Annotated in this window: 21 protein-coding genes; 10 read left to right on the top strand and 11 right to left on the bottom strand. The window is 68.5% G+C overall.

All coding sequences use genetic code 11. From position 1 onward, the window contains the following. Positions 1 to 48 precede the first annotated feature (48 nt). A complete protein-coding gene (locus HUV60_RS12000) occupies positions 49 to 792 on the top strand; it encodes a SigE family RNA polymerase sigma factor (RefSeq protein WP_257851275.1) in 744 nt (247 codons plus the stop codon). 237 nt (positions 793 to 1,029) lie between these two features. Here HUV60_RS12000 and HUV60_RS11995 read toward each other — a convergent pair whose 3' ends face one another. Continuing rightward, complete coding sequence (locus tag HUV60_RS11995; RefSeq protein ID WP_257851276.1) at positions 1,030 to 1,704, bottom strand: uridine kinase; 675 nt, start codon at positions 1,702 to 1,704, stop codon at positions 1,030 to 1,032. A 128-nt stretch (positions 1,705 to 1,832) separates the two neighbouring features. On the opposite strand from HUV60_RS11995, the gene HUV60_RS11990 reads away from it, so the two are divergent. Continuing rightward, complete coding sequence (locus tag HUV60_RS11990; RefSeq protein WP_062193208.1) at positions 1,833 to 2,171, top strand: hypothetical protein; 339 nt, start codon at positions 1,833 to 1,835, stop codon at positions 2,169 to 2,171. A gap of 91 nt (positions 2,172 to 2,262) precedes the next feature. Here the strand turns inward: HUV60_RS11990 and HUV60_RS11985 are convergent, their stop codons facing one another. Beyond that, positions 2,263 to 2,538: a hypothetical protein gene (locus tag HUV60_RS11985; RefSeq protein WP_269441294.1), complete on the bottom strand. Its 276-nt coding sequence runs from the start codon at positions 2,536 to 2,538 to the stop codon at positions 2,263 to 2,265. A gap of 44 nt (positions 2,539 to 2,582) precedes the next feature. On the opposite strand from HUV60_RS11985, the gene HUV60_RS11980 reads away from it, so the two are divergent. Next, on the top strand, positions 2,583 to 3,818 hold the full coding sequence (locus HUV60_RS11980; protein WP_257847446.1) for a nucleotide disphospho-sugar-binding domain-containing protein: 1,236 nt from the start codon (positions 2,583 to 2,585) through the stop codon (positions 3,816 to 3,818). Positions 3,819 to 3,834: 16 nt separating this feature from the next. On the opposite strand, the gene HUV60_RS11975 is transcribed toward HUV60_RS11980, so the two are convergent. The 3 genes from HUV60_RS11975 to HUV60_RS11965 all read right to left on the bottom strand — a co-directional run bounded on the left by HUV60_RS11975 (position 3,835) and on the right by HUV60_RS11965 (position 5,583). After that, positions 3,835 to 4,539, bottom strand: coding sequence for a YqeB family protein (locus HUV60_RS11975; protein ID WP_257847447.1), 705 nt, complete (start codon positions 4,537 to 4,539; stop codon positions 3,835 to 3,837). Between the two features lie 76 nt (positions 4,540 to 4,615). Beyond that, positions 4,616 to 5,050 (bottom strand): sensor histidine kinase, encoded by a 435-nt coding sequence (locus HUV60_RS11970; protein ID WP_257847448.1) that lies wholly within the window; start codon positions 5,048 to 5,050, stop codon positions 4,616 to 4,618. Then, positions 5,047 to 5,583: a histidine kinase dimerization/phosphoacceptor domain-containing protein gene (locus HUV60_RS11965; RefSeq protein WP_257850080.1), complete on the bottom strand. Its 537-nt coding sequence runs from the start codon at positions 5,581 to 5,583 to the stop codon at positions 5,047 to 5,049. The genes HUV60_RS11970 and HUV60_RS11965 overlap by 4 nt, the downstream gene beginning before the upstream one ends. 137 nt (positions 5,584 to 5,720) lie before the next feature. On the opposite strand from HUV60_RS11965, the gene HUV60_RS11960 reads away from it, so the two are divergent. The 4 genes from HUV60_RS11960 (at position 5,721) to mads5 (ending at position 13,433) form a co-directional block, all read left to right on the top strand. Continuing rightward, entirely contained in the window at positions 5,721 to 7,118 is a 1,398-nt protein-coding gene (locus tag HUV60_RS11960; protein ID WP_269441176.1) for an IS1380 family transposase, read from the top strand. A gap of 342 nt (positions 7,119 to 7,460) precedes the next feature. Further along, positions 7,461 to 9,596, top strand: a complete 2,136-nt coding sequence (locus tag HUV60_RS11955) for an AIPR family protein (protein ID WP_257847450.1) — start codon at positions 7,461 to 7,463, stop codon at positions 9,594 to 9,596. Between the two features lie 151 nt (positions 9,597 to 9,747). Next, the gene (gene mads2, locus HUV60_RS11950) at positions 9,748 to 11,994 is read left to right on the top strand and encodes a methylation-associated defense system DNA methyltransferase MAD2 (protein WP_257847451.1); all 2,247 of its coding nucleotides are present in this window, start codon (positions 9,748 to 9,750) and stop codon (positions 11,992 to 11,994) included. Then, positions 11,991 to 13,433: a methylation-associated defense system restriction endonuclease subunit S MAD5 gene (gene mads5, locus HUV60_RS11945; RefSeq protein ID WP_257847452.1), complete on the top strand. Its 1,443-nt coding sequence runs from the start codon at positions 11,991 to 11,993 to the stop codon at positions 13,431 to 13,433. The genes mads2 and mads5 overlap by 4 nt, the downstream gene beginning before the upstream one ends. Before the next feature lie 58 nt (positions 13,434 to 13,491). Here the strand turns inward: mads5 and HUV60_RS11940 are convergent, their stop codons facing one another. From HUV60_RS11940 to HUV60_RS11915, 6 genes are all read right to left on the bottom strand, one after another. Further along, the gene (locus HUV60_RS11940; protein WP_079139438.1) at positions 13,492 to 13,698 is read right to left on the bottom strand and encodes a DUF397 domain-containing protein; all 207 of its coding nucleotides are present in this window, start codon (positions 13,696 to 13,698) and stop codon (positions 13,492 to 13,494) included. Further along, positions 13,677 to 14,525 carry a DUF5753 domain-containing protein gene (locus tag HUV60_RS11935; RefSeq protein WP_069086982.1) on the bottom strand — a complete coding sequence of 283 codons (849 nt, stop codon included), beginning with the start codon at positions 14,523 to 14,525 and terminating at the stop codon, positions 13,677 to 13,679. Before HUV60_RS11935 ends, HUV60_RS11940 begins: the two co-directional genes overlap by 22 nt. 306 nt (positions 14,526 to 14,831) lie before the next feature. Then, positions 14,832 to 16,118, bottom strand: a complete 1,287-nt coding sequence (locus HUV60_RS11930) for a hypothetical protein (protein ID WP_062194073.1) — start codon at positions 16,116 to 16,118, stop codon at positions 14,832 to 14,834. Beyond that, on the bottom strand, positions 16,115 to 16,381 hold the full coding sequence (locus HUV60_RS11925) for a hypothetical protein (RefSeq protein WP_062194076.1): 267 nt from the start codon (positions 16,379 to 16,381) through the stop codon (positions 16,115 to 16,117). Before HUV60_RS11925 ends, HUV60_RS11930 begins: the two co-directional genes overlap by 4 nt. Beyond that, the gene (locus HUV60_RS11920) at positions 16,378 to 19,029 is read right to left on the bottom strand and encodes an SUMF1/EgtB/PvdO family nonheme iron enzyme (protein WP_257847453.1); all 2,652 of its coding nucleotides are present in this window, start codon (positions 19,027 to 19,029) and stop codon (positions 16,378 to 16,380) included. The genes HUV60_RS11925 and HUV60_RS11920 overlap by 4 nt, the downstream gene beginning before the upstream one ends. Next, entirely contained in the window at positions 19,026 to 19,802 is a 777-nt protein-coding gene (locus HUV60_RS11915) for a class I SAM-dependent methyltransferase (RefSeq protein ID WP_269441175.1), read from the bottom strand. Before HUV60_RS11915 ends, HUV60_RS11920 begins: the two co-directional genes overlap by 4 nt. 375 nt (positions 19,803 to 20,177) lie before the next feature. On the opposite strand from HUV60_RS11915, the gene HUV60_RS11910 reads away from it, so the two are divergent. From HUV60_RS11910 to mads7, 3 genes are all read left to right on the top strand, one after another. Continuing rightward, positions 20,178 to 20,534 (top strand): hypothetical protein, encoded by a 357-nt coding sequence (locus HUV60_RS11910; RefSeq protein WP_257847455.1) that lies wholly within the window; start codon positions 20,178 to 20,180, stop codon positions 20,532 to 20,534. Between the two features lie 125 nt (positions 20,535 to 20,659). Further along, a complete protein-coding gene (mads6, locus tag HUV60_RS11905; protein WP_257847456.1) occupies positions 20,660 to 24,829 on the top strand; it encodes a methylation-associated defense system protein kinase MAD6 in 4,170 nt (1,389 codons plus the stop codon). Beyond that, complete coding sequence (gene mads7, locus HUV60_RS11900; RefSeq protein ID WP_257847457.1) at positions 24,829 to 26,535, top strand: methylation-associated defense system protein MAD7; 1,707 nt, start codon at positions 24,829 to 24,831, stop codon at positions 26,533 to 26,535. The genes mads6 and mads7 overlap by 1 nt, the downstream gene beginning before the upstream one ends. Position 26,536 lies beyond the last annotated feature (1 nt).

The following is a 26,536-nucleotide window of genomic DNA, read 5'->3' as shown; positions in this document are numbered from 1 at the left end:
CGGTACAGCAAGGCGAACACACCGGAAGTCCACGACGGGGGGCGCGAGATGAGCACGCTGCACGGCACCAGCTACAGCGCGGTTGTCACGCGTCTGCACGACGTGCACCGGGGTGGTGAGAAGGCCGGTGCCGCGACCAAACGGGGGTGCGGTCGCGGCACCGGGCGTCACACCGGCTTCATGACGGTGATCGACGCGCCCACGGGGGGCACGGGGGAAATACGCGGGGGAAGCGGGTACGGGGAGGGGACGGGGGAGCGCCGTTCACTGTCGGAGGCGGAGTTCACCGCCTACGTCCAGGAGCGACGCACCTCCCTGTACGCGACCGCCTACCACCTGACCGGCGACCGCTTCGAGGCCGAGGACCTGCTGCAGAGCGCCCTGTTCTCGACCTACCGGGCATGGGAGCGGATCAGTGACAAGGCCGCGGTCGGCGGATACCTCCGCCGCACCATGACCAACCTGCACATCAGCGCGTGGCGCCGCCGCAAGCTGAACGAGTACCCGACCGAGGAACTGCCGGAGACGGTGGGCGACACGGACGCGATGCGCGGCACCGAGCTGCGCGCGGTCCTCTGGCAGGCGCTGGCGCGGCTGCCAGAGCTCCAGCGCACCATGCTGGTCCTGCGCTACTACGAGGGCCGCACGGACCCGGAGATCGCGGACATCCTCGGCATCAGTGTCGGCACGGTGAAGTCGAGCATCTGGCGGTCGCTCCGCCGGCTGCGCGACGACGAGGCCCTGAGCTTCGGCCGTGACGAGGAGAGCGCCTTCGGGGAGCTGGTCGCCTGAAGGTACGGGGGGGGGAGCACGGGGGACCGGGGGACCACGGGGAAAACGGGGACCGAGGGATCGGGGGATCCCAGGGGGAACCGGGGGGAGCAAGTAACGGGGGACGCGGGGACGTCGGGGGACGTCACCACGGAGCGGGGGAGCCACGAGGAAGCGGGACCGGAGGGCCGGGGGCCTTCCGGTCCCGCTTCTGCGCGTGCCCAGGTCCGCGTCGGCGCGGCGCCGGTTACATGCCGACTACACGGGCCGGACAGGCGTACGCGCCGTGCCCGTGTCCGTGTCGGCCCCGCCCCGTCCGCTGCCGCTGTCGCGCCGCGCGGCCGCGAGGCGGGTCAGTGCCTCGTCGCGGTCGCAGGCGTGCGCGCCGAGCGCGGTCTGACGGCTGACGATCGACCGCTCCAGCCGCATCAGCCGCCAGCCACGGCGCAGCAGGAACGGCACGGACTTGCGGCCCTCCCTGAGGTCCCGCAGGAACCTGCGGCGGAAGGTCTTCACCGGGCCCCGGCTCAGGCACAACGCGTCGGCCAGGAGGCCGAGTTCGCCGCAGCGCGTGACGATCTCCGCGGCGAAGATGCCCTCCGCTATGAACAGCGGGGCCGCGCCGAAGTCCACGTGCGACGCACCCGTACGGGCGCTCAGGCCGATGTCGTAGACGGGCACGTCCGTACGGCCCGTACGGCACAGCCGGTCGATCGCGGCGACGGCGGCGTCCGCGTCCCAGGAGCCGGGGTGGTCCCAGTCGATGTCGGAACTGCCCGTCACGAGGGGCAGCGACGGGTCGTCGCCCTCCTTGTAGAAGTCGTCGAGGCGCAGCACCGGCAGGCCGGAGCGGGCCGAGAGGAGGGACTTGCCGGAGCCGGAGGGGCCGCAGAGCAGCACGACACGCGCGGAGAAGGGCGACTGGGAACTCACGGGACACCAGTCTGAGGCATCGGACGGGGGGTGGACGACCCCGAGGCGCGGCTTTGAAGCGAGCGTCACACGTCAACTACTCTTCGCATCGGATCGATCACTCGGTGGAGATGGCAGGTGGCAGAGCGATGGCCCGACACAAGACCCTCAAGACGCCGACCGCCCGACGCGCCCTGGCCGTCCTTGCGACCACGGGCATGGCCCTCGGCGTCGGCGCGGCCACGGCGGCGGCCGCGAACTCCGGAACGGTCCTCGACGATGGGGGCCAGGTCGTGGGTACGGTGGCAGACCTCAAGCCCAACCCTCTGGCGGACACGGGTGTGGATCCGCTCGACAACGGCGTCAGCACGCAGGTGGCCGACTTCCGCGCGGTCGACTCGCGGGAGGTCACCGGCCCGGTGGCGCAGGCGCCGTCGGTCGGCAGCATTCCGACGGTCGGACAGGCGGCGGGCGCGCTGCGCAGCTGATCTTCACCAAGCCAGGAGCCGCGCCTTCCTCGTACGGAATCGCGGCTCCCTTGAGCTTACTCCGCTTTGGCGGACACCATTGGTGCGGTGGTCAGGCCGCCAAGGCGGCCTCGTAGTCGGCCGGACTGCGGTAGCCGAGGCTGCTGTGCAATCGGTGCAAGTTGTACCAGCCTTCGATCCACTCGAAGACCGTGGTGGGCGGCGGCCCAGCCGGGCCGCCGCCCACCACGGTCTCGGTCAGGTCGAAGTCCTTGGCGCCCTGACCGATCGAGCGGTCGCCGCGCTGGCACAGCTCGACGATCTCGGCCTTGAACTCCGGCGTGAACGAGCGGCGAGGACGCGGCTTCTCCTTCCCCATGCTCTCCATGTTGGACATCCTTCCGGGGGCCCTGATCCTGGATGTCCGCCGAAGTGAATCAAGCCCACCTGGTGTCCGGGTGTGATCTGCTGCGGATTCACACCAGGGCTCCGTCAACCACCCTCGCATCCAGGGAACTTGACGGAGCCCTGGGACTCACCGCCGTGCCCGTCGGCAGCAACCGGGACCTCTGGCAGATCGTCGGCCGGGTCAAGAACACCGGCTCGAAGCTGCTGCCCGGCCTGCCTGAGCCGTACGACGCCGTCGAACGGCGGCCGGAGGACATCACGCTGGAGTCACTGCGCACCGGCTACGAGGTCCAGATCGAGAGTTGGCACAAGATGACCAATGTGCCGCTGACGGCGCCCCTGGTGGAGTTCGCCCGGGAATGGCAGCCGGACCTGATCATCTGGGAGCCGCTGACGTTTGCGGGCGGCATCGCGGCCAAGGCCACCGGGGCAGCCCACGCCCGTCTGCTGATCGGTGCCGATGTCTACGGCGTCACCCGTCAGCACTACGTCCGGCTCAATGCAGAGCAGCCGGAGGAACACCGGACGGACCCGCTCGCGGACTGGCTCGGCTCGTACGCCCGCGCGTACGGGGGCGCGTTCTCCGAGGACATGGTCACCGGACAGTTTTCCCTGGACGTGCTGCCGCCGTCCCTGCAGGTCCATGCCCCGGGCCTCGACTACCACTCGCTGCGGTACACGCCCTACGGCGGGCCCGCGGTCGTACCCAAGTGGCTGTGGGAGCCGCCCACCCGGCCCCGCGTGGCCCTGACGCTGGGGCTCACGGTGACCGACCACGGCGTTGGTTACCCCATCGGCGTCCAGGAGATCCTCGACGCCGTGGCGGACCTGGACATCGAGCTGGTGGCGACCATCAGTGACGAGGCCCGGCAGACACTCGAGCGGATCCCGGCCAACGCCCGGCTGGTCCCGTACGTGCCCCTCCAGGCCCTGCTGCCCACATGCTCGGCGGTCATCCACCACGCCGGCGTGGGCACGCTGACCACGGCGGCACTGTACGGGGTGCCCCAGTTGGCCCTGCCGTGGGACGTCGACCAGCCGCTGCTGTCGGGTCGCCTGGCCGACCACGGGGCCGGCCTGACGACCCACTCGACGAAGGCCACCGGGAGCACCGTCCGCGAGTACCTGCTCCGGCTCCTGGAGGAGCAGACCTTCAGGGACCGGGCGCGCCGGCTGCGGGAGGAGATGCTCTCCGTCCCGCATGCCAACGCCTTCGTCGCAGACCTGGAGAAGCTGGTGCAGGAACACCACGGCCAGTGACTTCCTGGGAGGCCTGCTACCGCTGAACCAGACGCCAGAACTGCCGCTTCTCGTTGTCCCGCACGACGACACCGAGCCGGGACAGCTCCTCGCGCAACTCCCGGGCCTCCTCGGAACCGCCCTTCTTGGCAAGCGTCTGAGAGCGGGCCTTCAGCACGGCGTTGGCGCCCTCCGGCAGCCCTGGGGTGTCGGGGACCCAGCGGCGGTACTCGTCCTGATACGGGTCACTGTCCGCCCAGGTGTAACCGCGCGAGGTGAACGCGTCCGCGAGTGCCTGCGCGTTCAAGTCGCATGCCTCCCGGACGAGTTCCTCGGTGCGTCGGCCGAGTAGAATCAACTGCTTGCCGTCCCGGAAAGCCAGGGTCACTGTTTCGCGTTCGAACTCGCGGGACTTTCCCTTGCGTTCGAGGGCGACCTGGGCGGGCGACACGCTGACGGACAGCGCGTCGTGTCGGGCCAGGGCACCCGCCACCAGGCCGAGCAGGGCGCCGAGGGCGGCAAGACCGAGGCTGAGGCCGGGCTCGGGAATCGAGGTGAGCAGCTCGGCCGGTCCCTGCATCGGGGCCCAGGGCAGGGTCACGAACCACTCCGCGAGAAACTTGATTCCCAGGCCAATGCCTGCTCCGACCAACGCGAAGACGCCACCTATGAGGACGAACGCCCAGGCCGGTTCGGCGACCACCACGGGCGCCTCAGTCCGTGAATTCTGCTGCTTTGACATCAAAAATCACTCATTTTCTTGATCGGACGGTTTTCCCGAGGCCAGGGCATGTGCGCTCGGATATACTTTCCTATGGTCACGGGAAATATGCCTTGACTTTCCAGCCGCCGTCGTCCGTGGGCCTGTACTCTGGCTGGCCCCCGCAGAGCGCGACCCTCTCGGCCAGGCCGACCAGCCCCTGGCCGGGTGGCGCGTCGGGAGCCGGTGGGGGGACGGCGACGGCGCTGTCGCCGGGGGCCGTGTTGACCACCAGGACGGTTATTCCTTTGCCGGCCCTGCTGTTCAAGCGGACCGACACCTCCGCTCCGGAGGCGTGCTTGCGCACGTTGGTGAGCGCCTCCTGAACGACGCGGTAGGCGCAGCGCCCGATCGATTCGGGTGCCGTGTCCAGAATTTCCTCGAGCAGTTCCACCCGCATACCCGCGCGGCACGACTCGGCCACGAGCCGGTGCACGTCGGCCAGTGTGGGCTGGGGAAGTTCACCCTCGGGGGCGCGCAGCACTCCGATCACCTCGCGCAGGTCCTGCGCGCCTGGTGAGCGCTCTCCCGGAGCACGGCGGCCATGCGGGCTATGTCCTCGCGTGCGGCGTCGGGCCGGAACTCCAGAGCTCCGGCATACACGCTGAGCAGCGACAGGCGGTGCCCGAGCACGTCGTGCATCTCTCTCGCCACCGCCTCCCGAGCCCGCAACTGGGCCTGTTCAGCTCGAAGTTCGGCTTCGGCCGCAACGTGACGGACCAGTTGGCGCTGGTGGTGCACGAACATGCCCCAGCTGACAGCACTGCCCTGGATGACGACGCCGAAGAGGAAGAGCAGGACACTGGACAGGCCTGGCTCGGGGTGGAGCAGGGTGAAGACGAAGGCTGCGGCCACGCTCGCCAGAAAGACTTCCATGGTCTTGCGGGGCCGCGCGTGCACGGCGACGGTGAAGAGCGAGACCAGCATCGCGCCGGAGACGAATTCGAATGCCGCCGACAGGGCGACCAGCACCAGGGCCAGCACCACGGGCCGTCGGCGGCGTATCCACAGCAGGGCGCAGCCCATCGCTCCCACGCCTCATGAATTCACCAGGCGGGCGGCTGCTGGTGACGGTGTGTGAGATCAGCAAAGGAGGGTGCCTCGACCTGCGATGATTCAGCTTCTCTACGACTGGATCATGCTGGGAAGGAGGCACCCTCCGGGTGTCGAAGCTTACTGGGTGGGCGGAGGGCTTGTCGCTGTCGACGGGCGGGCGGAAGCTGGTGGGCAAGGCAGGAATCGTGCCGGTGCGGCGTCTCGCGGACAAGGTCGGGCTGACCGACGCGCTGTCGTCGGCGCTGGTGCGGCGGGACTTCCATCCGGTGCATGACCGGGGCGAGGTGTTGGTGTCGGCGGCGTGCGCGGTGCTGCTGGGGTCACGGTCGATCGCGGGGATCGATATGATGCGGCAGGCCGCGCTGATCCTTGGCCATCCGGCCTCCGCCTCCACGCTGTACCGCACGCTGGACGGGATCGGCCCTCTCCAGCTCGACAAGATCGCCTCGGCGCCGGCCAGGACCCGCTCCAGGGTGCACGACCTGATCGGCCTGCGCCCCGGCGGGTTCCCCTGGATCCGGGTGGACGGCCGACCACTGACCGGCTGGACAGTCCTGGACATCGACGCCTCCTTCGTGCCCGTGCACTCCGACAAGGAAGGCGCCGAAGCCCACCGCAAAGGCTTCGGCCTGCACCCGCTGCTGATCTTCCTGGACAACACCGACGAGCATCTGGTGTGCCGGCTACGGCCGGGCAGCGCCGGGTCGAACACTGCCGTGGACCACATCGAGGTCGGCGCCGAGGCGATACGCCAGCTGCCCACCCGCCGACGCCGGAAGGTCCTCTTCTGCGCTGATGGTGCCGGCGCCACCAAGGAGTGGCTCACCTGGATCACATCAGGCGGCGGAAACAAGGCCAACACCTGGGAGTACTCGGTGGGTTGGACCCGCGATGACGACTTCTGGACCGCGCTGGCCAAGGTCCCCAAGAAGGCGTGGACGCCCGCGCTCGACGCGAAGGGAAAGCCACGCGAGGACGCCGCCCTGGTCGAGATCACCGACCTGCTCGACCTCACCGGCCGGCCCGGGAGCCTGCGGATCGTCGTGCGCCGCGAGCCGATCCACCCCAAGTACGAAAAGGACCTCAAGCCCTACGAAGTGGCCACCGGCTTCCGCTACACCGTGATCGCCACCAACACCCCAGGCCGTCAACTGCAGTGGCTCGACGCCCGTCACCGCGTCCACGCGCACGTCGAGTCCGGCATTCGAAGATCAAAAGCGCTCACCCTGACACGGCTACCCTCGGCCAAGTTCGCCCTGAACCAAGCCTGGTGCACCCTGCTCGCCCTCACCATGGACCTGATCTCCTGGCTGCAGCTCCTCGCCCTCGACGGCAAACTCGCCCGCGCCGAACCCGCCACCCTGCGCAGCGAACTCTTCGACATCCCCGCCAAGCCGGCCGACCACGCCCGCAGCCGGGAGCTCAAGTTCGACCCCGCCTGGCCCGCCGCCCACCGGGCCGTCGCCGCATGGGACCGCGTCCAGGACCTGCCCGACACCGGCTGACCACCAATCCGTCGCCCCAACAGCCCGGAAGGAGAAGACCCGCAGCACCCTCGGACCGTGGAAGCCGACGCCCACCGCGACGACACGCGGCACACCGCCCTGACCGGCACCGATCACCCAGCGGAACGAACCGCCGGAAACCGGACACCTCAGCCGACCCCCTCAAGCCGGCGCGCGCACGTGAATGATCGAGGCGGGGCCCAGAAAGACTTCTCAGCGCAAGAGCGAAGCTGTTCCGTCGCAATGGAAGGAACACAGGAGACCCGCCGGGATAGCCTGGTTGGCGGCCCTGCTCATGAAGTGTGCGGCCTGCCTTGCGCTGACGACACCGGGGGGGAATCCGTGACCAATCCCTACTACATGCGGCACCTTCGCAAGGGACTTGAGAAGAGGTTCCGCCCGCACATCGACATGTCCGACCGGGCCAAGGCGGATCCCAAGGAGGAGGAGAGGGCGTTCCTGAGCCGCGCGGTTGCGGCGCTCGCCGTCAAGCACGAGACGGGATGGAGCGATGCCCAGGCAGCGGCCGGCGTGATCGACGGCTTCGGGGATCGAGGTATCGACGCTGTCGCAGTCGAGGAGCGCGGAGAAGACCGCTACCACATCACTCTGGTCCAGGCGAAGTGGAGTGTGAACGGTACCGCCGGTTTTGGTGAGCGCGAGCTCAGGGCGTTGTTCAGGGGCCTGGATGATCTGCGGGAATTGGAGTTCCACCGCTTCAACAGCCGGATCGAGTCCCATGCGGTGGCGCTTGAGACAGCGCTGGACAATCCCGGGACCATCCGGCTGGTCCTTGCGCTGGTCACGGAGAATGACCTGCACCCCAACATCGAGCGGGAGCTCAAGAAGGGGATCGAGGAACGCAGCTGGTTGCCGGGCATGATCGATTACGAGGTCATCGACCTGCGAGGCCTGTACCAGGAACTGCTGGGCGATCAGGCGGAGAGAAAGATCGAGCTCGATGTGTGGCTCGAGGGCGCCGGCAGGGAAACGATGCCGTACGAGGCGTTCTACGGCACCGTGTCCGTGACGGAGATCGCGGAGTGGTACCAGGGCGACAACCGGGCTCACCTGTTCTCACGCAACCTGCGGGACGCTCTGGACGTCTCCGACGTCAACCCCAAGATCCAGGCCACGCTGCTCAGCGAACCCCAGCACTTCTGGTACTTCAGCAACGGCATCACGCTGCTCTGCGAGAGTTACGAGCCGAAAGGGAAGGGGGCGTTCAGACCTGGTGCAGGAGTCGGTTTCCGGCTGAAGGGCGCCAGTGTCGTCAACGGCGCGCAGACCGTGGACGCGATAGCGCGCGCTGTCCAGAGGAGCCCGGGAAACGCAGGACAGGGGCGGGTCCTGGTGCGGATCATTTCCCTCAAGGAGTGTCCCGAGGGTTTCGGCGACCGGGTCACCACCGCTGCCAACACGCAGAACCCTGTGCAGGAGCGGGACTTCAAGTCACGTGACCGGATGCAGTTCGACCTTCGTGACGAGTTCATCGTCTCGCTCGGCCTGAACTATGTCATCCGTCGCGGGGAGCCGGTGCCCCACCCTGCGGCCGGCTGCACCATGACCGAGGCCGCGCTCGCGCTGGCTGCGACGCACCGTTCGCCGGACATGGTCGCCCGAGCCAAGCGGGACTCGTCCACTTTGTGGGAGGACCGCCACTACCGTGACCTCTTCGGGCATCGCCCGAGCGCCGCCAGGGTCTGGCGTGTCGTGCAGCTTCTGCGGGAAGTACGCGATGCTCTGGGCAAGCTGCGCGTCGATCTGTACGGCAGAGTTGCCAGTGCGGCGGGGAACGCCGACTTGCTCATCGCGCATGCGATCTTCCAGACCATGGACATCCAAGGTCTCGACGACACCGACGAGGCGGGTGAGGCCCGGTGGCGGGAGCGGTTGACTGCCGTGCCTGAGCTGACCGGACGGGCTCTGTGGTGGTTCGTGGCGATCGCGGACGTCGCCTTCGGCGAGAAGAGTCAGTATGCCACGACCGTTCGTACGGCCGAGCGGGTACAGGTGGTCGCACGGCGCCTGACCGAGCGGCTCAAGGCGGGGGACAAGGCCCCCGACTACAGCGAGTACCGGGTGACCGAGCAGTCCGCGGGCACGGGCGGCAGACTGGCGAACGCGGTACGGGTGATCGTCGATGCGGGGTGGATCGCCGAGGGCACTGTGCTGGAGTTCCGTCCGGTGACCGGCCCCGACCGCCGTGGCCTGCCGAACTGGCTCACCGCCGACGCGAAACGATCCCGTGCAGCGTGGCGGAACAACAAGACCAAGCCATTGGTCTGGGAAGCGGACGGTATGCCGTACGCGCCCTCTACGCTTGCCCGGCTCATGCGTGGTGAGGCCATGGGGGTCCATCAGCAGGTTCAGGGGACTCGATACTGGCATGTGCCGGGTGAAGGCTCGCTTGCCGACATCGCAGCCGAGCTGCGGGCTGTCGATGACTTGGATGCGGGACGGAATGCCGAGGAATAACGACGTGGCGACCTTCTGGTGGATACGGAGGGTGAGCGGTGTGGGGCCGAACGGAACCGGTTCCGGACTGGCCTAGTCTTGGTCGGTGCCGTCGGTTGGACGGCGGGCGGTGTGCCGTGCGGTAAGAGGGAACAGAGGGGCACTCATCACGATGGCTGAGGAACAGCTGGGCTTCGACATGCCGGAGGAGGGCCCGCACAGGCCGGAGACGTCCGGGAAGACCGGCAAGGAGGACACCGGCGAGGCGCCCGCCGGGCCGCGCAAGCTCGCGGACGACGAGGTCTTCGACTACATCACCGGCGACAGGGTGGTGAAGCTCACCGAGGCCGAGAAGGTACGGCAGCACATCGCCCGCTCCCTCGTCCACCAGTACGGCATCGACCCGCACGACATGAAGGCCGACTTCTCGATCCCGGTGGTCAACGAAGACGGCCGCAAGACCCGGCGCCGCGCGAGCATCGCGATCTTCGAGCACGGCAAGAAGCACGAGCTGGAGAACCTCCGCCGGGTCGTCGTCACCAAGCCCCGCCCCAAGGACAGCCGCACCGTCTCCAAGATCCGTACCTACGCCCACGCCAAGGCGCAGATCGACGAGGTCGGCCAGCTCATGCAGGCGGTACCCGACTGCCGGTACGGGATGTGGACGGACGACAAGGACCTGTACTTCGTCCGCAAGGACGACGATTCGTCCCTGTTCGAGACCAAGTATCGTCCCATGCTGAACTGGCCGCGTGGCGACGCGACCAGCTTCGACGCCCAGGGCGACGCCTCCTCCCTTGCGATCATGCGGCGGGCGGACGAGCGGATGCTGCGGTTCGCGTTCCGCCGCTGCCACAACTACATCCACGGCAACGAGGGCCTGCCCAAGGACGCGGCGTTCTGGCAGTTCCTGTACGTGCTGTTCGCCAAGCTGCATGACGAGCGGCTGGTCCGCGAGGGTGCCGAGGAGCCGCGCTTCCGCATCGACAGTGACGACCTCGCCGCCGCCGCCGAGGAGGAGGCGGGCAGCGCCGAGGTCGCCCAGCGGATAAGGGAGCTGTTCGACGAGGTCAAAAAGTTCTACGCCCCCCAGCAGCTGTTCGACGAGTACGACCGCCTGACCCTGACCGACGGTGCCCTCACCTTCATCGTCAAGCAGCTCGCCACCTACCGCATGCACGACACGTCCCTGGATGCCCTCGGCACTGCTTACCAGGAACTCGTCGGGGACAACCTGCGCGGCGACCGCGGCCAGTACTTCACGCCGTCCGGCGCGGTCCGCCTCATGGTCGAGATGCTCAATCCCCAGGAGGGTCAGACCGTCCTCGACCCGTGCTGCGGCACCGGCGGCTTCCTCCGGGAGACCCTGCTGCACATCCTGCACACGTGGATGCCGGAGGACGAACAGGACCTGTCCGTCCAGGAGCGGGCCCGGCAGGAGACCACGAAGCGGGAGCTGCTTGGCAAGTATGCCCAGGCCTGTGTCTTCGGCACCGACTTCGACCCCTTCCTGACCCGCGCTGCCGCGTTCGGCGTGATGATGCTCACCGACGTCGCAGGCAATACCTTCCAGGTCGACTCTCTCGGCTTCCCTCATATGGGCACCCTGCGGGGCATGGAGCGCGCCCTCCAGTACCTCGACCGCATCGCGCCCGGCGAGGTCGACATCCTGCTCACCAATCCGCCCTTCGGCTCCGACATCCCCGTGACCGGACCGGTGCTCGAACTGTTCCGCAAGGACGAGGACGGCTTCGAGAAGGAACGGAGCATCGCCTATAGCTGGTCCCGCGGCGAGGACGGCACACTGGTGAAGGGCAGGCCGGCCGTCTCCGTCTCGCCCGAGCGGCTCTTCGTCCAGAAGGCCGTCGAATGGGTCAAGCCGGGCGGCCGCATCGGCATCGTGCTGCCCAACGGCATCCTGTCCAACCCCGGCCCCGACGACGAGGCGGTACGCAAGTACATCCTCGACGAGTGCTGGGTGATGGCCAGCGTCGAACTCCCCGTGGAGATCTTCGTCGTCGGCGCGGGCGTCAACATCCTCACCACCTTGCTCTTCCTCCAGAAGAAGACACAGGAGGAGAAGGACGAGGAGCAGGTGCACGGTCCTCTTGACCACCCCGTCTTCATGGCCGTCGCCGAGAAGGTCGGTCACGACCGGCGCGGCAACGACCTGTTCGTTCGGGACGCCAAGGGCGACTACGTCATCAAGGAGTACGAGGAGAAGGACGAAATCGTCGTCAAGAACGTCGCGATCGAACGTGCCATCAAGCGGCGCACCCGCATCCTCGACGACGACCTGATGTCCGAGCGTGACCGGCCCAAGTACCACGATCGGCCGAGCGTTGTCCGCGAGTACCGGCAGTTCATCAAGGAGTACGGCGACCAGCTCCCCTGGAAGCGGCCGGAGGACGACGCGTGAAGATCGCCGAGCGGGGCAACCCGGCCATGCGGAGCTGGCTCGACCGGCAGGGGCTGCGGCTGGTTGCCAAGCCGTACCTGTCGGGGGCCTTCGCCACCCAGCAGCTGCTGGAACGGCTCACGGTGGAGAAGGCGCCGCTGCGGGAGCTGACGGCGGGGTACGGCGGGGGCGTCAACAGTGGCCCGCTGTTCCGGCGGGTCTATGTCAGCACCCCTGAGCACAGTGTTCCCTTCGTGGGCAGCAAAGACATGCTGGTTGCCGACCTGAGCTCGTTGCCCCGGCTAAAGAAGACCGATGCGGAATCGTCCAGTCTGCATTACCTGGAACTTCAGCCCGGCATGACGATGATCTCGCGCTCGGGATTCAACGCCGGCCGACGCGCGTATGTGCGACCCGACATGGAGGGGTACTGGTCGTCGGAGGACGTCATCAAGGTCACTCCCGACCAGAACAAGATCAAGCCGGGGTACCTGTACACATTCCTGTCGAGCCGCTTCGGGGAAGTGCTGGTCAGGGGTGGCGTGTATGGGTCCGCCATCAGGCATATCGCGCCGGACCACATCGAGGAGATCCGGGTGCCGCGCTTCGGTGAGGCGGTGGAGAAGGAGATCCATGAACTAATGGAGGAAGCCGCCTCATTGCGGGCGGCGTACCAGAGCGGCGTGCATCAGGCGACGCGGGACCTGTTCGAGACCGCGGGACTCGGGGATCTGCTCGACCTGCGGTGGCACGAGCAGGGACGGGATCTCGGGTTCGCGCAGCGTGGGTTGGATACGACGACGCTGCGGCCGCTGAACTTTCAGCCACGGGCGCGAAAGATACTGCGGCGACTGGGGGAGGTTGAGCATGTGACGCTGGGGGAGTTTTGCAAGGGCGGCCAGATGAGTCGTGGCCTGCGCTTTCCGCGCGTCGACGGCGAGCCCGGGGACACATACAGCTACCGACTGGTGGGCCAGCGTCAAGCGTTCTGGCTTCGGCCGGAAGGGCGATGGATCAGCAAGGCGCACACCTCGAAGGATGTGCTGGCGGAGGACGAGACGGTTTTGATCGCTTCGCAGGGTACTCTCGGCGAAAATGAGGTGTATGGGCGGGCGCTCTTTGCTGCTGGCTCCTGGCGGTCTTTCGCATTCTCTGAACATTTTCTGCGCGTACGTCCGGGGCTCGCTGGCTACAGCGGAGCTTACCTGTTCGCTTTCCTGCGCTCGGAATGTGTGTTTCGAGTGCTTCGTTCATGCTCGACAGGCGGAAAGCAGCAGGACATTCACCCCGAGCTATGCGCTGCGATTCCGGTACCGGCCTTGGCTGGAGAAGACCGCGAGCGAATTGCCGAAACCGTCCGCCAGGCCCACAGCCAGCGTGATGAGGCCGATCGCAAGGAAGACCGGGCCCTTTTGCGGCTGGAAGAGGCTGTGGCTCAGCACGCGGGCGTAACCAGCTGAGGGGATGCCGCATTTTGTCACACCGTGGCCGGGCCCTGCTACGGCCCGTCGCTGTCCCCTACTTCGAAGTGTGTTTGATGCTTCCAACGAACTGTGTCCAGGCTGGACGGGGGATCATCAGGATAGGGCCCTCCGCGGCCTTGCTGTCCCGGACGGGCACAGCGTCAGGGAAGCCGTCGGCGACCTCAAGGCAGTTGCCCCCGTCCACGTTGCTGTAGCTCGACTTGCGCCACCGTATAGGGCTCAGTCCGATTGCTGCTCGCACGGGTTGAAACCTTTCATCGCTGCTTCGATCACCGCGGCTGACTCCCGCGGCGACAGGGCGTTGGCCCTGAGTAGATCGTAAGCCCGACGCCGCTTCATGGACTCGGCCGGATCCTCGATGAGTTGGCCGGAGTAGTTGCTCTCTACGTAAGCAACCGCCGTGGTGTTCGGCAGTGTGAGGAGCGTCAGGGTGCTGTCGAGCAGTGCGTGTTCCCCATGTGCGCACGGGATGACCTGCACCTCGATGCGCGGTGACTCGGCGAACGACAGCAGAGCCCGGAGCTGTTCGCGCGCGGTTGCCGGACCTCCGACAGGGCGTCGTAGAACGCCCTCCTCCAGGAGTGCCCACAAGCGGGGCCCATCCCCTTCCCCCAGCCGCCCCTGCCTCCCCACCCGAAGCTCCACCTTCCGCTCGATCTCTTCCCCCGACGCCTCCGGGTCTCCCACCCGCAGCAGCGCCCGCGCGTACGCCGGTGTCTGGAGCAGTCCCGGTACCAGGTGCCCGGCGTATTCGTGGATGTCGGTGGCCTGGTCGGCGAGTTCCATGAAGCGGCGGTAGCGGTCGGGGTAGCGCTCCCGCTGGATGATGCTCCACAGGCCCTCGAACAGCCCGCCCGTGCCGAACGCGGCGTCGAGCTTGGAGGAGAGCGGGGGCAGGGGCAGGCGCTCGGCGGTCTCGACGCCGTGGAGCTGGGTCTTGCTGTAGTTCACGATGTCGGACAGCCGGTCCAGGGACACTCCGGCAAGCTGGCGCTGGCGGCGCAGTTCCGTGCCGTAGAGGTCCCGCGCCGAGCGGGACGGGTCGAGCTTCTGGGTCTCGGAGGCCATGTGCTTCCCCTGTTGACGTGCTGTCCGGCACCCCCGGGTGGAATGCCGCCACCCTGTTCACGGTAGTGGCGCATAGTGATTTCACGGGTGCGAACAGTGAGATTCCGGAGCTGCCCCCAGAGCAACTCCCGCACGGCATGCGCCGGACCGGGTATCTCCGTCCGCATGGCGACACTTCCTGCCGCAGTTCGAGGGCTCGGCGCCGGCCACCGGGACAGACGCAGGTGCCAGCTGTGGCAGCCCAACTCTGGCGAAAGGGCGATGCCTTGACCTGCACCACGCTGTGGCCTCAAGCGCCTCGTTCCATCACGGCTGTCGCCGTGCGTCTCCACCCCGCAGCGAGGACAGGACCATGCGGCCGTACCGTGTGGTGAGAATGGCGCCCGCCGTGGCGATCGACAGCGCGACGGCGATGAGGAGATGTGTCATCGATTCGTCGCCGATGACTTGCAGGATGCCGAGGGCGGTCCCCAGGGGCAGGCCGAGAATGGTGAGAACGCCCAGGGCAGCGCCGATCTGTTGGCTCTCCTGTGTCTGGACGAGCCTGCTGTAGTCGGCGGCCTCGGCCAGGATCTCGCCGAAGCGGGCCGGCAGTCGGTGCTGGTGCTGGAAGGCGAGCAGCAGGTCGTTGGCCGGCCCGTGGGCGGTGAGGTGCTGTCGCCAGTAGGTGCTGCGGAAGTGGGCGATGTTCCGTTCCAGGATGGCCACGCGACGGGCGAGCCCCGAGGAGTTGAACACGTCGGAGAGCTCGTCGGTGAGCTCGTCGATGTGATCGCGCTGAAGGGAGCCGAGGAGTAGCGCGTCGAGATAGACGGTGCGTGAGTGCAGTGCGCCGAATTCGAAGAAGTCGCCGGTGCCGGTGTCGGGCCGGTGGCCGAGGAAGGCGGCTCCCTGCCGGAGTACCAGGGCGCTCCAGTCGGCGGAGATCCTCAAGGTGTCCTTGAGCTGTTCGCCGGCGGTCTCCGGTGGGACGGGGAAGTCCTCGTGTGTGGACCGTGACGCCAGTTGCCACAGCCACTGGTCCGCGGTGGCGGGCAGGTGTTCGTCCGCGCCGGTGCGGAGTGCTGGTGTGTGCTGCGAGGTCGGGGTCAGGAAGGCGATCGTGTAGGGCCGGGCGATCGCGAATGGCGCGGCGTGGTTCCGGATGTCGGCGATGCCGGTGAGGAGCTCGGCCGGGTCGAACGGGCCGGTGAGCGGATCGCCGACGGTGGCCGATCGCCGCCCGGCGAGAGCTCTCAATACGGGCAGCAGTGGCCTTTCGGCACTGAAGTGCAATACTCCGAGCGCGTGGTCGGGATTGCGGGCGGTGGCCGTGCGCACGAGCTCCATTCCCAGCAGGGTCAGACCGTCGTGTTTGACGTCCAGTGGACGGTGCCAGCGAAGGCGCCGCCCGGATGCCCCGTAGAGGGCGCGGGCGGAGGCCGGGGCGAAATAGGTGGACCGGGTCGGGGCGTCGGTGCGACGGCTGCCCAGCTCGAACGGAAAGGGGCCTTCGGGCCAGCCGGGAATGCGCAGCAGCCTTACGGGCAGGACGACGGTCAGTTCCTGGCGCGCCCCGGTCACCTCGTCGAGCGGTGGAGGAGAAGCGGTCACGCGTAGTACTCGGCAGGGTCGGGCTGGTCGAGGCGGATGACGAACTCCGCCCGGTCTGGGCTCTCGGCGCTGACGTGGAAGCGGACGTGTTCGCCGGTGCGGATGGTCCGGAACCCCTCCGTCACGATCTGCCGGTAGTCAAAGCCGTAGTACCGCTCCTCCTCGTCGTCCCGGACGATGTACGAGCCCAGGGAGCCGTTAGCTCCTCCGCCGCTCGGTCTTCTGTCGGTGATCGTTCCATGCCGGGGCCCACCGCCGCTCACGTCTGTGCCTCCTTCGTCTTGTCGGTGTCGATGTCCTGCACGCACCGGAAACCGACCGCGTTGCTCCCGCCGCGCTTCCGGTAGACGCCCTTGCTGCTGGCCTGCACCGCGCGCATCGGGTTGTCGTAGCTGCCGCCGCAGATCACGGCTTCCCCGGGATCGCTCAGGCTGGTCGACGTCCATTCCCAGCAGTTGCCCACCATGTCGAGGACGCCGAAGGGCGAGCGGTTGCCAGGGTGTTCCCCTACGGGGGAGGCGCCTGCCTCCCGGACGGCGTCACCCGCGAAATCGCGATACCACGCCTGGTACGTCACGACGGGCCGCCCGACCCAGGAGTCCGCGCAGTTGACGCGGCTGCTGTCGGACGTGTCGCCCCACGGGAACAGACGCCCGTCCGTACCGCGTGCGGCAGCCTCCCATTCCAGGGAGGTTGGCAGGCGCTTGCCCTCGAACGCGGCGAACGCGTACGCGCTCCACCAGTTCACGCAGACGGCCGGGTGATCGGAGTAGCGCGGATTCTCGTAGTAGTCCGGATGCCTCAGCCGGTCGGTCCAGGGGCGGTGTGTGACGTGCGCGGGCTGGTCCGGGTGGTCCCACTGTGAGGTGCCGTCTGCTTCGAGGGCATCCAGGAAACGGCGGTAGCGGGCGACCGTCACCGCATGGCGGTCGAAGCGAACGGCGCGTGAGACACGGCGGATCAGCAGCCGCTCGGCCGGGCCGACCACGTACGCTCCGGCCGGCAGTACGCAGTCGTCGGTCTCCGCTGCGCCGGGCATGCTCGCGAGGAAGACGCGTACCTGCTCCGTGAGGAAGGCGCCGCCCGGAACGTCTGCCGCCGCGTTCAGGTGCGCGTGCTCCGCCAGATAGTGGGCGGCCAGCAGCTCCTGGTACGCCGTATGTACGAAGGCGACGTGGTCCGGTCCTGCCGGGCGCAGCAGTGGCGCGAGAACGCATGTGTCAAGACCGAGACGTGCGTCCGAGAAGGCACCGGCCCCCAACTCCCTGTGAACGTCGAGTAGGGAGAAGGTTGTCCGGCCGTTCAGGAAGGCCCACCCGAAAGCGGAAGGCATCCGCTCCTCCAGGCCGGCGCAACCGCGCTCGGTCAGTGTCCGCGTGAAATGCGCGCCCAGGATGTCGCCGAGTGCCTGTCCCGAGGGAAGCTCCAGGGCCGCCGTGACGCGCTTCTCCAGCGGGGTGGCCCCAGGATCGGCCAGACGCACGACGTGGAAGTGCGGGACACGGGACGGATCGATGCCGTTCACGTACATCTGTTCGACCAGTTGCTCGGACCGGCCCGCTCCGCTGTCCAGCAACTGACGTACCTGGGGCGAGTCCGCGAGGAACGACACCCGAGAGCTCATGACCACCGCCGACTCGGCGGACAGGACGGCCGCGAGGTCGGTGAAGAGTTTCAGGAACCCGTCTGGACTGGGTTCCTCGATGCCCTCGTCGATGGCGTCGAGTACGCACAGCGCGGTTCCGGAGCGGATCAGGTAGAGGAAGAGGTCCCAGGCGCGGGAGCGCTCCGGTCCCATGGCCGGCGCCAGGAGCCGGGCCGCGTACTCGGAGAACGGTTCGTCCTTCGGTTTGAGACCGAGATCGAAGTAGAAGCGGAAACGGCGAAGTTCCGGATTGAGGGCGAGCGAGCGCAGGAGCGTGCTTTTGCCGCTTCCCGGACGACCGGTCACCAGGACGTTCGCGCTGCCGCACGCCAGGCGGGTCAGCAACTCCGCAGCGTCGCTGGACTGTTCCACCTTCTGCTCGCCGGTGCGCGGATCCGTGGTGAGTGTCGCCGCTGCGACGGCGGCCCGCGGCTCGCAGGACCCACTGACGGATGTGAGTCCGGAGAGGTGCGTCTCCAGACTGACGATGGTGTCGACGAAACCGTCGTAGGGCACGATCCGGAAGTCCGTCCCCAGTAGCTGGTGGAGGGCGCCGGGCCCCGCGCCCACGCCGTCCAGCACGACGAACCGGGTGAGCTTGGGCAACTTGGTGCGCAGCAGATCGCCCCCGCTCGCGGAGAGTACCGTTCCCAGGTCGTTGGCGTCCCTGGAGAGCAATAGCTCCACGTACTCCAGACGCATCCCCGATTCGCGACAGAACAACTGGTACACAGTGTTGGGGCTGAGGACGAACCGCTTGGCCTGCCGGTAGCCGAGGGTGACGTAGAGCCCGGCGAGGAACTCGCAGCGGCGCGCCACCTCCGGTGCCACGTCCGGCTCGTCGCCGAGAAGAGCCGGGCTTCCGGTCTCGGTGAACCACACCAGTACGTCGATGAGGCGGCGGGCCGCCAGCAATCCGTCCTCTTCACTGATGTCGTACCCGTCATGGGTGGACCGGTTGCGCAACCGTCGGATGTCGTCGAGCGCGCCCATGACCGTGCTGCTCCGAATGTGCGGTCGGCAGCGCTTGACGAGGTCGTTCAGGGTCTTCGTCGAGGGATCACCCTCAATACCGTGGTGACGCCACAGCTCCTTGAGCAGCCTCTCGGTCAGCTTGCCGATGAGGGCCACCGCGTTCTCGGGATAGCCGTCGTTCAGGGACCGCAGCGGCCGTTCGAGGTCGAGCCCCAGCCGGTCGGCGATCCGGGAGTGATCGTCCAGCTCACTCCGCAGCCGTCGTAACCGCTCGTCGACCACGGTACTCATGCGGACTCCTTCCGGTGCTGCCCCAGGACGAACGCGAACCGGTCGGGAAACACCAGCACAGGCTCCGGGTGGGCGGCACACATCTCCTCGATGCCCTTCTCGATCTCGCTGTCACTGAAGGTGGAGAGCAGTGACATATAACGGGCGCGCACCATGCCGAAGTACCGGTCCCGGTCGATGCGCAACTCGTGCTCGACATGAGTGAGGTGCACCTCCAGCCCGGCAGTGCGCAGATGCTCCACCATGTGCGCCGGGTCCGGCTGCAACTCCTCGAACCGGGTGAGAGCCGCCTCGAACAGCGGGTACCGGATGCTGGCAGGGAGCAATACCACCAACAGTCGGCCACCAGGCGCCAGTTGGCCGACGAGACCCTTGAGCGTGCGCCCCGGGTCGGCCAGATGATGCACCGATTCCTTGAGCCACATCGCATCAAGTCGCCGGTACGGCAGCCGCGTACGGCCCTCAGTGATGTCCTCGGCGGAGGCGACCACAGGCGTCAGACCAGATGAGGGAGGTGTGCCGAGTTGGCGCAGCATCGCCTCGGAGGGGTCAATGCAGAGGATGGGCCGGTGCGGCCGGAGCTGCCCGGCCACCCCCCTGGCAAACAGGCCGGTACCGGCGCCAACGTCAGCGATTCGGTCCGTGGGTGTGAGTCGCAGCGTCTCGGCGATCCGACCGGACATCCAGGCGATGTAGTCCGGACCGTAGGCCCAGTGCTCGTCGTACTCGGCCGCCAACTCCTCGTAGTGCCCCCGCACGTCGCCCCGCTCCACGCTCCCCCTCGCCCCCGTGGTACTGACGACCCGCTGTGCTCGTATCGATCACCGACAGGCTATCGCGGGTATTTGCGCGACGACAGTCGGTAATAGGCCGAGGAGTGATTCAGCCGAAAGGCTATGGAAAGTCGGGCATTCGATCTGGTGAGCCGCGGCCGACCTGAAGCGGATCGGAACCGGAGCGGTGCGCCCGGAAAGAGGCGCGGGGTGTCCGAGGCCGTATGGATCCCGCTTCCCGTTGACGTGCCGTTCCGCATCCCAGGGCGGGATGCCGTCACCCTGTTCACGAACGTAGCGGATGGTGACTCTTTGGGTGCGAACAGTGAAACCCCCGAGCCGCCCCGACGCGGCTCCTGCACCAGGAGGCACCACATGGCCCCCCACACCCCGCAGCCCCCGCTGCCCCGCCGCAAGCCCGGCCGTTCCGCCATCGCCGCCGCGGTCCAGGCGCACGAGGCCGCCGTACGTGCCGCGCGGGAGGAGCGCGCCCCGCAGCGGCTGCCCGTCGGGCAACTCGCTTACGACACCCGGCGGGAGCGGCGGGGCACCGTCATGGATCACCTTGACGGGCTGGTCTGGCTGCGCCCGGAGAGCGGTGGAACGGAGTGGACCGCGCGGCCGGACGAGGTCGAGCCGGCCGCCTCCGTACTCGGGGGTGACCTGCCCGAGGGCATCCTGAGGGCCCGGGTCGCCGTGGCGAACTCCCGCAGCCGACGGGAGCTGCTGTGATCGCAAGCGCGGCTCCCGCAGGGGGTGTTGCGCAGGTGGCACCCGGGTTGTCAGTGGCTGGGCATAGAGTGGCCGGTGACTCGAAGTGTGCGGGTGTGGACAGGGGGTTGCGACCGGTGGCGCGGATGATTCCGGTGGGTGAGCCGGTCAACGATGCCGAGCGGATGGTGCTGCGGCATCTGCGGGACCACGCCCCCGACGACTGGACGGTGGTGTCCAACTTCGAGCTGTCGTACGGACGCGGCCGGCAGGTCTTCGAGGTGGACCTGGCCATCCTCACCGACCATGTGTGCCTGCTCGCCGACACCAAAGGGGCGCACGGCCGGATCGAGGTGCGCGGGGCCCGCTGGTATCTGAGCCGGGGGTCGTACTTCCCGAGCCCGGTGCGCAAGTCCCGGGAGCACGCCAAGGTGCTGGGGCGGCTGCTGCGGCGGTCCCGGTCCGGCGCGGCGCTGTCGGTGTGGTGCGACCCGCTGGTCATCCTGCCGTTCGACGACTCCGTGCTGCGGGACCCCGCCGGACTGGACGAGCCGCACACGGTGCGCCTGCGCGACCTCGTGCCGTTCCTCGCACAGTACCGTCCGGCGGCCGGCCACCCGGTGCCGGACATCGCCGGCCGGCACGACGACATCGTGCGGGTGCTGCTCGCCGAGGCCCGGACCCCCGCGGGACCCCGGACGTTCGGCCGGTACGAGGTCGAGGAGACCCTGGCGGAGACCGACCCCTCGGCACCCGCCGATCCCTACGACCCGTACGAGAACGTGTCGGTGTACCGGGTGCGCAGACAGGGCCAGGCAGGTGCCGGCACCTATCTGCTTCAGGTGCACGGCGTCGACCCCCTGCTGCCGGAGGCCGAACTGGACGCGGCGTTCGCCCGGATCAGCACACCGATGCAGGCACTCGGCAGGCTCAAGGCGAGTGAGCACATCGTGGCCTGCGTGGACGACTTCCCCGTGGACGACCAGGCGGGCTACGCGGTCGTTCTGGAGGACGTGCGGGCCGACGCGCTGCGGGTACGGCTCACGGACCAGTCGTCACCCCTCGGCGCGGACGCCAGACGAAGGGTGATGTCCGGCGTACTCGCCGGGCTCGCGCACGCCCACGCCAAGGGCGTGGTGCACCGGGGACTCACTCCCGACGCGGTCCTCGTCGACCGTGACGGGGACGCCATGCTGACCGGATTCGACCTGGCCTACCCGGGGCAGCCGCGCGGCCCCCTGCTCACCGTGCGGCAGACGGCGCTGACGCGGCACGATGCCGTCTACCTGGCGCCGGAGGTGGCGGGGGACGCGGACGCGTTCTCCCCCGCATCGGACATGTACGCGGCGGGTGCGCTCTTCCACGAGCTGTACACGGGTGAGCCGCCCGACCCGGAAGGGGACACCGCGGCGGCGCTCGGAGAGGTTCCCGGCCTGGACAGCGGTGTCGGGTCCCTCGTCGCGGCGCTGCTCGACCCCGACCCGCGGCGGCGGCCTCAGGCCCGTGACGCGCTGGAATTGCTGGAGCGGCACCGCCCGGCACCGGGCGGGCGCCGCGGCGGCCTGCCCCAACCGGAGGACGACGGCTCCTTCGACTGGCACAATCCGCGCAACTATGCGGACCTGCGCACTGGTTTCCGGCTCACCGAGAAGTTCCGCGTGCGGGCCAAACTCGGGCGGGGACAGTTCGGTGTCGTCTACCGGGTCTACAACGTCCTCGACGACGAGGACGAAGTGCTGAAGATCCTCACCGGCGGCGGGCTGGAGGTGGAGGAGCGGCTCAAGAAGGAGTACCGGGCGCTCCGCCGGCTCCCGCCACACCCCAACCTGGTACGGCTCATCGACGCCGAATGGCTTCCCAAGGGCGGATTCCCGTACCTGCGCATGGAGTTCGCCGAAGGGCGGGATCTCCAGGCCGTCATCGACCGCGGCGCCGAACGGCCCCTGGGCCCGGCCGACGTGCTTCGCCTGCTGGAGGACTGCCTGAAGGGCCTCGGCCATCTCCACGGACACGGCGTCTACCACTGCGACATCAAACCCAGCAACCTGCTGTGGACGCCCGACGGCACCCGGCTGCTCGACTTCAACGCGGCGGTCTCCACCGGCTCCACCCTCACCCCCACCCTCGGCTCACCCAAGTTCATCGCCCCCGGAGCCCTCGGCCGGGAACGGCCCAGGGCCGAGGACCTCACCGACCTCGACCTGTACGCGACCGGCCTGTCCGCCTACATGGCGCTCACCGGCTGCTACCCGTGGCGGGGCCGCGAGAGTCCGCCCCGCGACGAGGAGGCCCCCGACCCCCGGGACCTCGCGGGTTTCGCCGACCTCGGCGCCGGCTTCACCGGCGTGCTGCGCCGCGCGATCTCGCCCCGCCGGTCCGAACGCTTCCCCGATGCCGAGGCGTTCCGTACCGCGCTGCGCGAAGCCGGAGACGTACGCCGGACACCCCCGGGCCGCCCCACCGGTGACGGGACACCGGCCGCACCGCGAGGAACCGCGACCGCCCCCACGCAGCCGGCCGAACCAGGGCGCAACCCGTTCGTGGCGCATCTGCAGACCCTCTACAGCCAAAACGCGCGGACCAACGCCGGCACCCGCGGCCTTGACCCCACCGGCTTCCCGCTCTACGTCGAGACCGCCCTCGACACCCGGCTGGCCCCGGCCGTGCTGCGGGGAGAGCACCGCCTGGTGGTCATCACCGGGAACGCGGGCGACGGCAAGACCGCCTTCCTCCAGCATCTCGCCGCCACCGCGGCCAAGAAGAACGCGGACTTCGCTCCCCATCGCGCCAACGGAGACGAGTTCACCTACCGCGGACGCCTGTTCCGCACCAACCACGACGGCAGCCAGGACGAGGACGGAACGGACAACGACACCGTCCTGGAGGCGTTCCTCGCCCCCTACCGTGGTGAGTCCGCCGACGGCTGGACCGACCACGAAACCCGGCTGCTCGCCATCAACGAAGGACGGCTGGCCGACTTCCTGAGCCGGCACGAGAAGCACTACCCGCTGCTCGCCGACATCCTCCGCGAGGGCCTCGCGAGCGGACAGGAGACCCACGGCGTCGCCGTCGTCAACCTCAACGCCCGCGACGTCTTCGCCGACCCGCACAGCACCGGCTCCATCATGCGGCGCATGGTCGAGACCATGACCGACCCGCGGCACTGGGAGGCCTGCGGCTCCTGCCCCCTCGCCTCCCGCTGCTACGCCCTGCACAACGCACGCACCTTCGCCCACCCCACCGCAGGCCCCCAGGTGCGTGAACGCCTCACCACCCTGCACCGTATGGCCAGGCTCCGCGGACGGCTCCACATCACCCTGCGCGACCTGCGCTCCGCCCTCGCCCACACCCTCACTTCGGGACGGGACTGCGACCAGATCCACGCCCTCTACGCCGGTGGCGCAGACACCGCCCAGCAGCGGCTCGACAGCTTCTACTTCACCAGCTGGGCCGGCATCCACACCGGTGGCGACCAGGAGCACGACCGGTTCCTCACCCAGCTCCGCGATCTCGACATGGCCCAGGTCCCCGACCCCCAACTCGACCGCCGGCTCGACTACACCGGGCCCTCCGGCGGCCACAGCCTGATCTCGGTGGACCAGCGCGGAAACCACGACGAGGAACTCCTGCGCGAACAGTTCACCACTCTGCCCCGCACGCCCGACCCGGACGGGCGACAGCGCGACGCCCACAGGGCGTACCTCGCCGCCGCCCGGCGCCGCTTCTACTTCGAGAGCCTGGACGACACCCGCTGGACCACGATGGTCAGCCACCGCTCCGGCAGCCGCTTCCTCGGCCTCCTGGACGGCACGCTCCCTGCGGGCGGGGAACTGGCTCGGCTCGTCGAGGCGATCAGCCGCGGCGAAGAGATGCCGCACCCCATCGGCCCGGACGGCGAACCCGACCTCGCCCTCCAGGTCAGGGCGGTACGCGGCGCCACCATTCGCAGCCACCGCCTCTTCCCCGCCGGACGGTTCACCCTCGACGTACGCAGCCCCACCGCCTCCCCGTACGTGGAGACCAGCCCACGGGAACTCGTCATGAGTAACCGGCCCGACGGCGACGGACCGCAGCACGCCCGGCTCGTCGTCCGCCTCGACCTGTACGAGCTGCTCGACCGGCTCCACCGTGGCCACCGGCCCGGTGTCGAGGACCGTCAGGGCCAGAACCTCGCCCTCACCGTCTTCAAGAACGCCCTGTCCGCCGCATCCTGCCAGGAAGTGCTGCTCAGCGCCCCCGGAAGTCCTCCCTACCGCCTCACCCGGCAGCCCGGCGGAACCCTGCGGCTCGCCCCGGCCCCGGAAACGGAGCACTGATGGCACTGCACCGCCGCGACAGCGAGCTGAAACACCCCGGCGTCTCCCACCTGGAATACAAGCGGGTCGAGATGGACCGGGTCCTCACCGGATTCCTGATGCGGGTCAACCACAACGGCCTGCCCAGCAAAATGGTGCAGCGCAAGGAACTCTCCGTCGACGCCTTCGTAAGTGAGTTCACCAAGGAACAGCACGCCGCGAAATTCCCCGGTTTCGCCGAGCACAGCGATATCGCCCGCCGGTGGATCGAGACCCAGCTCCTCGACATGGTCAACCGCGGCCGCCCCAGCCAGGCCGTGGCAGGACTGCGCCCGCTGCACGGACTCACCTACAAATTCCGCAGCTACTACCACTCGCGCGCCTACGGCGCCGACGCCCAGCTCTACCAGATGCTGCGCCACGCGCGAGGCGGCCAGGGCCAGGCAGCCCTCGAACAACTGCGGAGGTTCTTCTTCACCGGACTGGGCTCCGCCTCCCGCGGCCGGCCGGACGACTCCGCGGACCCCCGCATCGACGTCGAGACCCAGGCCGTACTGCACCTCAACAGCCAGGTCACCCAGGACGCGGCGCAACAGGTACGCGGCTGGTACGACGCGCCGCCCCTGTGCGTCGGCCAGGCCGACCTGCTTGCCGACGACGTATTGCGCCTGATGTCCCTGAAAGACCTGCTGCCGCGCGTCACCCTTGTCGACTACCTGAAGATCCTCTGTGCGCTGCACCTCGCCCTCGGACAGCTGAAGACGATGAAGCTGCTCCCGCACGCCGTGGCCCGCGGCGGCGCGGACCCGGCCTGCGGCCCCGACAACTGCCCCGCCACCGCGGCAGCCGCCGATCCGCTCGCGGGCTGCCCGTTCCGCGCCGGGCTCTTCGTCGACGCGGCCGGTGTCCCCGGAAGCGAGGCGGCAGCCCTGGCCGAACAGAGCGCGGCCGCCTGGCACCGGCGCATCCCGGACTTCGTCCGCGCCGGCTACGTGGTGCGCAAGCTCGACGACTTCGCCGATCACCTCGTCTCACGCGGCGAGGCCACCCGGCCCGCCCGGGGCCGTGCCACCATCGGTGAACTCCTGCGCTTCGGCACGGACGCCTACCTGGCCCGTCGAGAACGGTTCTTCGAGGCCCGCCTGGAGAACATCCTCGTCGAAACGCCGAAGGAGGAGCAGCCCGAAGAGGTCCGGCCACTGCTGGAATCCTCCATGGGACTCGGCGCCTTCGAGCAGTACATCGAACTGCTCATGGCCTACCGCGGCCGCTACCACCACAAATACCTTATCGAGACGATCGACTCCCTGCTGCTGAAGAACCGGCCCGGCGCGCTGATCACACAGCCCCACCGTGGGCAGCGGAGGTTCGTCCTCGACAGCGCGCTGCTGGACGTACTCGTCCAGGTGGCGCTGCTGCGCCCCAACCCGCGCGGTACCCGCTCGCGCTTCACCCACCACACCGTCTCCCTGCGACTCGACGAATTCACCGACCTGCTGCGCACCCGCTACGGCCTGCACATCGACCGGCTTCCGGCCGGTGACGGCTTCGCCGTCACCGGACCGGAGGAAGAAGCGGCACTGCGGGCGAACACCGAGGCGTTCACCACGAAGCTGCGGGAGACCGGCTTCTACGACGACCTGTCCGACGCGTACGTCACCCAGGTGATCACACCCCGTTTCGTGATCGCTCAGGACGGCACCGTCGCAGCGGGCAGCGGAAGGTAGC

This window comes from Streptomyces sp. KMM 9044 (genome assembly GCF_024701375.2).
In the GTDB taxonomy this organism is placed as follows: Bacteria; Actinomycetota; Actinomycetes; order Streptomycetales; family Streptomycetaceae; genus Streptomyces.
Note: the sequence above shows the minus strand (reverse complement) of the source record. Positions and strands in the feature narration are given on the sequence as shown.